Source organism: Kaarinaea lacus, assembly GCF_975902315.1.
Map to the genome: position 1 here is coordinate 1 of NZ_CDLKIE010000172.1, position 9,656 is coordinate 9,656.

Consider the following 9,656-nt stretch of genomic DNA (forward strand, 5'->3'; position numbering starts at 1 on the left):
ATGGCCTGGTGGTCATTACATCAAGGCACACAACGACAGCACTGTTTATTAACGAATACGAACAGCGACTGGTTCAAGATGTAAAAGATTTTTTCCAGCAATTAGTACCAGCGCATAAAAAATATTTACATAATGATATTCACTTAAGGGATTGTCCGCAGGATGAGCCGGAAAATGCCCATTCTCATATAATTGCTATGTTACTTAGCAATAGTGAAACCATACCATTAATCGATGGGGCGTTAGCCATAGGCCAATGGCAATCTGTTCTGTTTGCAGAACTGGATGGTCCAAGGTCGCGAACTCTGAATGTTCAGTTGTTTGGCAGTTCTACAGGCAATAATTAAAGCGGAAGGTGAATATGATTAGTTACTGGTTCGATACTTCCGGTAAATTTCAGGTCAAACACGAAACGCTATCGAAACAAAAAGAAATCGACGAGAATCAGGCGGCTTATTGCTGTGCAGTTTGCCATCAAAAAATCACTTCGGAAGTATCGGCTATTTGTGTTGAAGGCGAGCATGAGCATTTTAAATATAATCCCGATGGGAGGAAGTTTTTGCTATGTTGTTTTTCCTCAGCTACAGGCTGTGTGATGTCCGGTGATGCTACTTCCTATTTTAGCTGGTTCCCTGGGCATATGTGGCAGTTTGCGCATTGTAAGGAATGTGGCGCACAAATGGGCTGGTTTTACGAAGGGCAAAGTAAATTCTACGGTTTAATTAAGGAACAGTTAGTTGGTTGTGATAACTAACATAAAAATACACAATCGGAGTCGATAAAATGTTTAAAATATTCGCTATCGTTATTTTTAGTATTACGCTTATTGCCTGTTCTCCTGTTAAGTTGACTAAAGAAGGCGAAGGCGTAATGGTTAAGTCGAAAGAACAGGTCGCTGATTGCAAAAAAGTCGGTCGGGTAACAACTTCGTTGCTCGACAAAGTGGCGGGTGTGAAGCGTAGCGAAGAAAAAGTCAAAAAAGAGCTGGAAATGCTCGCAAGAAATGGTGCCGTTGAGTATGGCGGAAACACGATTGTGCCAGATTCTGAAGTAACTGAGGGTAAGCAATCGTTTGTGGTTTATCATTGCCCCTAGGGTATTGCGTTTATAATGATTTTAATAATTAGTATCTGATGTTTAGTTATCACAATTGTCAGTTTACAAATATTTATACTATTCTATTTTGTATAGAATTACTCTATCGATCGAAAAATTAGTTCTGGAGAATCATATGTACATTCGTATACGTCAAGGAATTATAGCTTCTCTTGTCCTGTTCGCCGGCTCCAGCCTGGCCGCGGCTCACGATGTTGTAGATGGAAATGGAGAGGGAAATATTAACAGTCGCTTTAAAATATTTACCGCTGAACATGAGGCAGTTACAAAAGGCGGCAAATCCGTAAAAATACAAAGTATATTCAAAATAGATCTGGAAACGGGAACTGTCTGGCGTTACCGACAGGGGGTTGATCAAAAAGGCAAGCCTTACGAGGAATTCTTTGAAGTACCCAATCAATAAGCATTTTCATAAATAGGAAGGTTAGGCAGAGCATTGACTAGTACAGTCTTGTTATACGGTAATCGAAACACCACCTCGTCTTGGGTCGCCCATTCCTGTTAGTGAACTACCATTTTGCAGTACAGCATGAACGCCGCCAAAGAAAAGGTTTTGTGAAGCCCAGTATTTGGTGTTTTTTATTTCGTCATGCAGACCAGATTCAACGACGTTATTTATTCCGGCTTCAAGGTTAAGCAGTCCGTTTTCAAAATGAATTCGGGGAAATTCTATTGCTTGCGCTAATGGTGAATTGAATTCAATCAATTGTAACAATACCTGTAAAATGGCGGTTCTGATTCGATTTGAGCCACCCGAACCCAGGGAAATTGCATTGTTACGAGAGTCGTACGCTATCGTTGGTGCCATCATGGAAGATATACGCTGGTCGGAATTCCATCGATTAAATCCTTGAGGATTCAGGTCTTCTTCACCCAACATATTATTTAGCATTATTCCGGTATGTGGCGCCATGTAACCACTGCCTTCGCCATTACTGACGGTTAAACTCGCGACATTGCCCATTTTATCAATAATACTGATATGCGTAGTGCCGCGCGAAAATGCGTATCGATCCAGTATGTGTTGGCGGTATGAATCAAGATAACTATTATCCAGTAATTGTTCGGTGTCGATAGTTCCCGCCTGGAGTGAATTTTCGATACGCGCTTTATTGGTTAAATGCATGATGTAACTAAGACAATCTATATAGACTTGAGAGCCAGGTTCTATATTCGAAAAATCACAGGACTCCAGCAGCTTGAGTGCAAATGCGATTAACAGCCCACCAGAAGACGGCGGTGGGTTGGTGAAAATCGTGTGTTTTCGATAGGTCAACTGCAGCGGCTGACGTTTGATGACCTGGTAATTACTAAAGTCTTCCGCTGTTAAATAGCCACCATTTTCCCTGCAGTGATTAGCCACTGACTGTGCGATTTCTCCCTCATAAAATAAAGTTTCACCTTCCTGAACCAGTGCTTCCAACGTGTCTGCCAGCGCTGGCTGTTTGAGTGTTTCGCCTTCTTTGACTAAAGACCGGTTGTTCTGCTTTGGATCCTGGCTGGCATAGATAGCGTAGCTTTCTGCGCCTGATTGATAAATGGGTTTGATGATATCCAGTATGTAAGCCTGGAATTGATTAACTACTGCTCCCTGTTTGGCAAGCTCTATAGCGGGTGCCATTAATTCGGCAAGTGGAAGCGTGCACAGGTCCTCATATATGGCAAACATGCCCTTTACCGCACCCGGCGTGGCAATTGAGCCCATACCAATGTGGAACTCCTGTGTAGTTTCACCAAAGTCCGCGAGTATCGGATAAAAATCGATGTCGTCTATTGGTTGTTTTTGTCGGGGTGTTTGGGCAAAAAAATCATAAAGTACGGTGTGCCCTGCGTCAGGGTGTGCCAATAAAAAACCGCCACCACCTAAAGACGCAAGTACGGGTTCCACCACGCAGGCCGCAAAATGTGCTGCGACTACTGCGTCAAAAGCATTACCACCTTCGGATAAGATTTGAGCTGCCGCTTGAGCGGTTTTGTTGTGGCCGCAAGCAACGGCGCCTTTGATTTGCATTCAGGGAAAACTTTCGTTAATTGATCACAACATTCAGGTGGCTAGGTTACAATTTTGTCTCAGAGATTTCAATTTTCTGCAGCTTTTCCTGGTACTGCTTCAATAAGAGCTGCAGTGATCAGTTTAGTATTGACAAATTTCGAGTAGATTTTAAAGAGGTCGCGAACAAGTGTTTTAAATAAATAATCCAGCGCATTCAGTAGTGCAAGCAGCGTTTCTCTGGGCGACTCGGATTTGAGTATTACAGAAGCCGTATCTAGAAAAACAGGATTTCCATCACTAATAAGATTTTAACGCCAAGATGAAATCCAGTAGTTCTAAAGTATAGACCTGGATCAACAATGCATAATTAGTTCTGTGCAACAATAGTCTGGAAATTAAATTAAAATCAATGTGCTATAGTATATTTAAAATCAAAAACAATAGCCAAAATGATAGAAAAATACGACTTCCTGAAAAAACTGCATGAGTTTGTGTGGGCGCCTGATAAGACGGGTGTACCTCAATTCAAACGGACGCTGATAGAGACCCTGCGAATCGCCCATCTGGTTATTCGAGACCTGTTCGATGGACTGTTAACGCTTCAGGCCATGAGTCTTGTTTATACAACATTGCTCTCCATTGTGCCGTTACTCGCGGTAAGTTTTTCAGTGCTTAAGGGATTTGGTGTACATAACCAGGTTGAACCATTGTTACAGAATTTCCTTGCCCCATTGGGGGAGCAAGGCGTAGAAATCACGCAGCGCATCATTGGATTTGTTGAAAACACCAAAGCAGGTGTCCTGGGTTCCGTGGGACTGGCATTTCTATTTTATACCGTCGTATCGCTGATTCAAAAAATTGAAAAGTCATTTAATTATACATGGCGGGTCACCGAGCACCGTCCCTTTGCCCAGCGGTTTAGTGATTATTTGAGTGTGGTGTTAATAGGACCTTTGCTAATATTCAGTGCGATTGGAATAACCGCGTCAATAACCGGATCATCGACAATGCAACACTTGCAGGAATATGAAACGGTTGACTGGTTTATTCGATTTGTCAGTAGGCTGTTGCCCTATCTGTTGGTTATTGCCGCTTTTACAGTTGTTTACATATTTGTACCGAATACGCGGGTGAAAATAAAATCGGCACTTATTGGTGCCATTGTCGCCGGTATATTGTGGGAGACTACCGGCTGGGTATTTGCAACGTTTGTGGTCAAATCAGCCAAATACGCTGCGATCTATTCCGCGTTTGCCACCATGGTTATTTTTATGATCTGGTTATACGCCTGCTGGATGATTTTACTGATTGGCGCGAGTATCTCATTTTATGTCCAGTATCCTGAATATCGTACCTTGCAGGAACGTGGCTTTCAGTTGAGTAATCGTATGAAAGAGAAAATAGCCTTGTTGACGATGTCTGTTGTGGGCGCTAACTACTATGATAACAAGGACCCTATAAGCATGCAGGGTATCGCGAAGCATTTACATATTACGCCGGAAGTGCTCGCGCCAATTGTGGAACAATTACTTTCATATAAGCTATTGGTGAAGACTGCAGGCGCAAGGCCGGGATTAGTACCTGCACAGCCACCTGAAACCCAAAAATTACTGGATATCCTGCGGGTAGTCAGGAGGGCGGAAGAACATGGTAGTGGATCCGTGAATTTACTACCGAAAAGCGATGCTATTGAGTCATTGTACTCAAAAATGGAATCGGCATTACATGATGGATTTGGTGATGTGACTTTGAAAGACATATCCCTCGAAGAACTGTCTCATGGAGATGACGAGGGATCAAATGACGATAACTCAGATTCTGTAAATCAACCTCAACCTGAAAAGTAAAACACAATATAACGCATGAATATAATAGTTGGTTGCTAGATATCCATCCGTGAAAAAGACGAACTGCCAGTTCAATGTGAACGTGCTAAGTAGAGATGAAGGAACGTAACAATTAGCAAATGATATATGTAAAGGCTGGCTTATTCATTCTTGCAATAAAATCCCATAAATACTATTAAAACAATAGGTTAACAGCATGTTTCAGGATGGGTATGTGTCCCGGAAAGCGCTTGCTTTGGGTGATTAGCAACTCAACTTGTGAAAATACTTATGTAGATCGATCACCTTTTACACAGCGATTAAAATCGGTTATTGTTTACCCAATTCATACTTAAAACTATTGGATAGCTGTGGGGGCTTAGGTTGTGAACAATAAACCTGAAATTCGTATTCGAATTTTTATCAATCTGACATTGATACGATTTGGCGGATACAACAAAGTTGTATTATTTTTGTGTTACGCGCCTGTAACACGCTAATCGTCTGACAAAATCCTTTCTCGAAATTCCTTTTGTCCTGTCGAGGATTGTCGTCTTGCCCCTCGATAAAATTTCCATGCTTTGGCAGGCAGTAGAATCAATCCATTCCTTTCACGCTCTAGCGCTTCCCAGTTGGGATCAGGTAAGAGTCGCTGAGATCGTGAATGTCCTACCTCTCTTAGTGTTAATTGGCCGTTGTCCAGGCATTAATTGTGTTACTCATATCAACACAAATGTGAAGACAATACGTCACGCTTGAGGAATTTTTACCGGTATGTATTATTATTTAGTTAGGTGTTATTGAGTTGTTTTCAGGTCATTGATACATGAATTAATTATATTGTAGGTGAGTAATTTCTAAGGCCGGTTAGAATGCATTTGTCACTAAATAATTTGCGTAGTTCGGGAGCAGGTAATGTTCGGTAATCCTAAGAAAGTGTCTATGCCAACAGCCGAAGAAGCTTTACCAGGACGTAGTACGCAACTCCAGGTTTCTGAAAATCATTTTGTAAACGGAAATCCATTAAAACCGCCTTTCCCTGAATCCATGGAGCAAGCCATTTTTGGTTTGGGATGTTTTTGGGGTGCAGAACGTAAATTTTGGCAACTGCGGGGTGTTTATACCACAGCAGTGGGATATGCCGCCGGGTACACACCTAATCCGACTTATCAGGAAGTATGTACAGGTATGACAGGTCATAATGAAGTCGTTTTAGTAGTTTATGATCCAGTGGTCATTAGCTATCAGGAACTATTAAAAGTATTCTGGGAAGCGCATAATCCGACACAAGGTATGCGGCAGGGCAATGATATTGGTACCCAGTATCGCTCTGGTATTTATTATTTCAATGACGAACAGCGTGATATTGCAGAAAAGATCCTTAATGTATATCAAATAAATCTTGAACAAGCAGGCTATAAAAGCATTACTACTGAAATTCTACCAGCACCGGATTTCTATTATGCTGAAGATTATCATCAGCAGTATCTAGCCAAGAATCCCGATGGTTATTGTGGGCTTGGTGGAACAGGTGTAAGTTGCAGCGAGTTATAACCAAGAGTATGGATTTAGTACCCAATGATATTTTAAATTTCTGGTTCTCTGAGCGAGTAAAACCGTTATGGTTTAATTCCACGCCGGAATTTGATGCAGAACTTCGCACGGCTTTTCTTGCCGTCTACTATGCCGCGCTGAATGATAAGTTAGTTGACTGGAAACAATCGGTAGAAGGCTGCGCGGCCCTGGTGATAATCCTTGATCAATTTCCTCTGAATATGTTTCGAGGATTACCAGAAAGCTTCCATGGGGAAAGCAAAGCCATAGAGATCGCAAAATATGCGATTGATAATAAATATGATGAAGAACTGTCAGATGAGCAAAAGGCATTTTTGTATATGCCATTAATGCACAGTGAAAATCTGGGCGATCAGGATTTAAGCGTAACGTTGTTTAGTAAAGCCGGACTGGCTGACAATCTAAGGTTTGCCAGGCACCATCGGGATATTGTGCGCCGCTTTGGCCGATTTCCTCATCGCAATCGGATTTTAAATCGCCAAAGTACAGAAGCGGAACTGGAATATCTCGCATCTGATGAAGCGTTTCATGGTTAATTGATGGTTAGTGAGTCATATAGCAGCTATTCTTTTTCCCTATTCAAACTGTGCTACTCGAACCGTTCTACACGAACTATGTCACCTGCATCAATACTCGATAATCTTTTTACGTCATCTTTTGTAATTGCCCAAATATTTGTTCTGGCCGCAAGGCGGATTTCATTGCCCTGAGATATGGGAGTTCGTCCAAACCCAATAGCAATGCAACTTCCTTCTACCCAGAATGCAATTTCACCGGGTTCTATAATGTCTTTCGCGTCCGCTTCACGTTCCGCCTGGACGGGTACTGAAAAATAAATTTCATCCCCCCAGGTGTTTACTCTGGATTCAATAGGCAGGCTGTTGAATATTGACCTGCCAGTTGGAGTGTCTAACACCTCCGCAAGCAGTTCTACTGAGCCGGAAATAATTTTAATTTTTTGCATGTGCCGATCAGCATATATGAATGGCTATTGGAAGAGCAATTACTACAGATTATCCACAGGAAAGGACATTAAGGATGACAGGCAAAAGGCCGGATAGTAACGGCTGCAAATTGCAGCACGTTACTATGATGATTCCAGGAATTACTGATTAGACTATGCGACTTCGTATTCTTCTTTGCCATCACTAGGACTGGTGTGACAATGCGGACATTCCACAGTTAATTGTGCTTCCGCGAATCCAAGTGAATCCCCAAAGTAGAAACTTTCAGAACAATAGGGGCAGGTGACGAGTGTATTCGATGCAGATTGCAACCGAGCATCTTCCATATCCACATCCATATGAAACTTGGCATTTGCGTTCCATACGCGAATGATATCGAGGCAATCAATAAAATTTTTGGGCTGAACTTCCTTTTCCGCCGTGTTCGATTTGACTGAAAACAACTTACTAAAAACGCCCATGGGTTATCCTCCTCGGGTCCCAGAAATTTAACTCTCAAGTACTCAGTGAGCGGAAGTTATAAAACAGACATTAACGCGACACGTTGTAACAGCTCGTTATTGTTATTGCTTGTAACAACAACTTATGGCGCTAAAGCATAAGCTTTCCGCATTTTTTCCATTGGCTGTCGAAAACCGTGCTACGCTAAAGAAGCAAGCGTGCAAAGTTACGTCATTAGTTGTAGGTCAACACCAGAAAATTATTGTAGGAATGTGCTGACAACCAATTTGATGTGTATTTATAGCAGATTCTCAGAAAAATGCCCGAAAAATTTTTGGGAAAATCAGAAAAATTTATCAATAATTGGCTTACAAATTCGTAAGTAGTTATGAGTCAACTACGTATTAAATTTTGCTAACTCCCTGAAAAATTGTTAATTAAAAAATGCGTAATATTGAATAAAAATGTAATATTTATACGCATCATATTCGTTAACACATTTACCAAAATGTTTGATCATAATTGCGTCAATTTGCTTAAATTAACCAGTTTTTAAACAAGCTTAAGAAAAGCTTAAAAATAAATCCAGGAGGAGGCTAGCGTGAAAAAATTAAATGTCATAATTGTTACCTTTCTTATGTTGGTGTTTCACACCTGCTCAGTCTTTGCATCTGTAGTGGGAAAAGAAGTGGAGTACCAGGCAAACGGGACTAAGATGAAAGGTTATCTTGCTTATGATGATGCTATAAAAGGCAAGCGTCCTGGTGTGTTGGTTGTTCATGAATGGTGGGGACATAACGAGTATGCACGCAAACGTGCGCGCATGTTAGCAGAACTAGGTTATATCGCCCTTGCGGTCGATATGTACGGTGATGGTAAAACGGCAGCACACCCAAAAGACGCTGGTGCCTTTGCCGGTGAAGTCAAGAAAAATATGGAGATGGCCACTGCACGCTTTCAGGCGGCAAAGACTTTGTTAGCTCGACATGAGATGACAGATAGCGGGCGAATCGCTGCTATTGGTTATTGTTTCGGTGGTGGTATTGTGCTCGAAATGGCAAGACGTGGCCTGGATCTTGATGCCGTAGTAAGTTTTCATGGCAGTTTAACGACACAAAGCCCGGCACAACCAGGCAAGGTCAAAGCTAAAATTTTGGTGTGTAATGGGGAAGCCGATCCGTTTGTCAAATCGGATCAGATAACAGCATTCAAAGAAGAAATGAAGAATGCTAAAGTGAACTATATATTTAAATCTTACCCGGATGCTAAACATGCTTTCACGAATCCGGCCGCGGATGAAAATGGTAAGAAATTTAATATTCCCCTTGCCTATAATGAGGCAGCAGACAAGCAGTCCTGGTCAGAAATGAAATCTTTCTTAAAGGATGCATTTAATCAATAATCTGACCCAAATTACAGAACTGGCGTGCACGCTTATAGTGTGCACGTCCTTGATTTTTTTAGTGAATTTTGCCAAGCTAAATACAGCTCATTGTAAAGCCGATATTTAATGGAGAGGTACTGTCATTGAGTTGAAACCTTTTGGCTAAATAATGGTTCTAAAGGTTTAATGCAGTAAATGTATATTTTCTGGTAGAGTGACAGCATGCATTCCTGGTTGTAGTTAAGGGGACGTAATATTAGTTACTAAAACAATAACAATTTGTTTTAATTATTTGTGAGGTACGTGGTGATGCAGTCAATACCCCTCATTTTAAAACTGGATATTACAGGTAGTCC

At 41.5% G+C, this 9,656-nt stretch carries 11 protein-coding genes; 8 read left to right on the forward strand and 3 right to left on the reverse strand.

The genetic code is table 11. The features are described from left to right. From ACWVCM_RS04965 to ACWVCM_RS04980, 4 genes are all read left to right on the forward strand, one after another. Positions 1-347 (forward strand): secondary thiamine-phosphate synthase enzyme YjbQ (locus ACWVCM_RS04965; RefSeq protein ID WP_455200612.1); only part of this gene is annotated, 347 nt, incomplete at its 5' end. A gap of 14 nt (positions 348-361) precedes the next feature. Next, positions 362-754, forward strand: a complete 393-nt coding sequence (locus tag ACWVCM_RS04970) for a cereblon family protein (protein ID WP_455200613.1) — start codon at positions 362-364, stop codon at positions 752-754. A 29-nt stretch (positions 755-783) separates the two neighbouring features. Beyond that, entirely contained in the window at positions 784-1,095 is a 312-nt protein-coding gene (locus tag ACWVCM_RS04975) for a DUF4156 domain-containing protein (RefSeq protein ID WP_455200614.1), read from the forward strand. 136 nt (positions 1,096-1,231) lie between these two features. Beyond that, positions 1,232-1,519, forward strand: coding sequence for a hypothetical protein (locus ACWVCM_RS04980; protein ID WP_455200615.1), 288 nt, complete (start codon positions 1,232-1,234; stop codon positions 1,517-1,519). Positions 1,520-1,570: 51 nt separating this feature from the next. Here the strand turns inward: ACWVCM_RS04980 and ggt are convergent, their stop codons facing one another. Continuing rightward, positions 1,571-3,127, reverse strand: a complete 1,557-nt coding sequence (gene ggt / locus ACWVCM_RS04985) for a gamma-glutamyltransferase (protein WP_455200616.1) — start codon at positions 3,125-3,127, stop codon at positions 1,571-1,573. Between the two features lie 431 nt (positions 3,128-3,558). Here ggt and ACWVCM_RS04990 point away from each other — a divergent pair, with 431 nt between their 5' ends. From ACWVCM_RS04990 to ACWVCM_RS05000, 3 genes are all read left to right on the forward strand, one after another. Further along, positions 3,559-4,956: a YhjD/YihY/BrkB family envelope integrity protein gene (locus ACWVCM_RS04990; protein ID WP_455200617.1), complete on the forward strand. Its 1,398-nt coding sequence runs from the start codon at positions 3,559-3,561 to the stop codon at positions 4,954-4,956. Between the two features lie 894 nt (positions 4,957-5,850). After that, positions 5,851-6,489, forward strand: a complete 639-nt coding sequence (msrA, locus tag ACWVCM_RS04995) for a peptide-methionine (S)-S-oxide reductase MsrA (protein ID WP_455200618.1) — start codon at positions 5,851-5,853, stop codon at positions 6,487-6,489. 8 nt (positions 6,490-6,497) lie between these two features. Further along, positions 6,498-7,046, forward strand: a complete 549-nt coding sequence (locus ACWVCM_RS05000) for a DUF924 family protein (RefSeq protein WP_455200619.1) — start codon at positions 6,498-6,500, stop codon at positions 7,044-7,046. 53 nt (positions 7,047-7,099) lie between these two features. Here the strand turns inward: ACWVCM_RS05000 and ACWVCM_RS05005 are convergent, their stop codons facing one another. Together ACWVCM_RS05005 and ACWVCM_RS05010 are read right to left on the reverse strand one after the other, a co-directional pair. Further along, complete coding sequence (locus ACWVCM_RS05005) at positions 7,100-7,474, reverse strand: cyclophilin-like fold protein (protein WP_455200620.1); 375 nt, start codon at positions 7,472-7,474, stop codon at positions 7,100-7,102. A gap of 153 nt (positions 7,475-7,627) precedes the next feature. Then, positions 7,628-7,936, reverse strand: a complete 309-nt coding sequence (locus tag ACWVCM_RS05010) for a hypothetical protein (RefSeq protein WP_455200621.1) — start codon at positions 7,934-7,936, stop codon at positions 7,628-7,630. 581 nt (positions 7,937-8,517) lie between these two features. On the opposite strand from ACWVCM_RS05010, the gene ACWVCM_RS05015 reads away from it, so the two are divergent. Then, the gene (locus tag ACWVCM_RS05015; protein WP_455200622.1) at positions 8,518-9,318 is read left to right on the forward strand and encodes a dienelactone hydrolase family protein; all 801 of its coding nucleotides are present in this window, start codon (positions 8,518-8,520) and stop codon (positions 9,316-9,318) included. Positions 9,319-9,656: the final 338 nt, after the last annotated feature.

What these genes read in the sequence shown, in the direction of transcription:
- ACWVCM_RS04970 (WP_455200613.1), top strand. Translation starts at nt 362, where the DNA reads ATGATTAGTTACTGGTTCGATACTTCCGGTAAATTTCAGGTCAAACAC.
- ACWVCM_RS04975 (WP_455200614.1), top strand. Translation starts at nt 784, where the DNA reads ATGTTTAAAATATTCGCTATCGTTATTTTTAGTATTACGCTTATTGCC.
- ACWVCM_RS04980 (WP_455200615.1), top strand. Translation starts at nt 1,232, where the DNA reads ATGTACATTCGTATACGTCAAGGAATTATAGCTTCTCTTGTCCTGTTC.
- ggt (WP_455200616.1), bottom strand. Translation starts at nt 3,127, where the DNA reads ATGCAAATCAAAGGCGCCGTTGCTTGCGGCCACAACAAAACCGCTCAA.
- ACWVCM_RS04990 (WP_455200617.1), top strand. Translation starts at nt 3,559, where the DNA reads ATGATAGAAAAATACGACTTCCTGAAAAAACTGCATGAGTTTGTGTGG.
- msrA (WP_455200618.1), top strand. Translation starts at nt 5,851, where the DNA reads ATGTTCGGTAATCCTAAGAAAGTGTCTATGCCAACAGCCGAAGAAGCT.
- ACWVCM_RS05000 (WP_455200619.1), top strand. Translation starts at nt 6,498, where the DNA reads ATGGATTTAGTACCCAATGATATTTTAAATTTCTGGTTCTCTGAGCGA.
- ACWVCM_RS05005 (WP_455200620.1), bottom strand. Translation starts at nt 7,474, where the DNA reads ATGCAAAAAATTAAAATTATTTCCGGCTCAGTAGAACTGCTTGCGGAG.
- ACWVCM_RS05010 (WP_455200621.1), bottom strand. Translation starts at nt 7,936, where the DNA reads ATGGGCGTTTTTAGTAAGTTGTTTTCAGTCAAATCGAACACGGCGGAA.